The sequence below is a fragment of the Vibrio sp. 10N.222.46.A1 genome, assembly GCF_041473595.1.
GTDB lineage: Bacteria > Pseudomonadota > Gammaproteobacteria > Enterobacterales > Vibrionaceae > Vibrio > Vibrio tasmaniensis_A.
The window spans coordinates 1-266 of record NZ_JBFRSN010000283.1; the positions used below are offsets into that span (position 1 = coordinate 1).

At 41.7% G+C, this 266-nt stretch carries 1 pseudogene; it reads left to right on the plus strand.

The window, feature by feature from the left end:
• Nucleotides 1-232: pseudogene (locus tag AB4496_RS09500) on the plus strand (2-dehydropantoate 2-reductase); the annotation flags it as partial.
• Between the last annotated feature and the right edge of the window lie 34 nt (nt 233-266).

Genomic DNA, 266 nt, shown 5'->3' on the forward strand with positions numbered 1-266 from the left:
TTCTGGAAGTACGCCTGCGTTGAGTAATGTGAAATTCAAAGATTTCGCGAATGGTATTTATGTAGCTGCGGGAACTTACTATGTGACGATTACGGTGGCTGGCGATCCATCTACTGTTGCTATTGACTCCGCGCCTGCGACCTTAGTTAACGGTGTTGTGTATCAAGTAGTGGCGATTGATGATTCGATGGGAACGGGATTTAACTTAATAGTAAGTGAAACTACAGATTAATCCGTTAAGCGTCTGCAAATAGAAAATAGAAAAT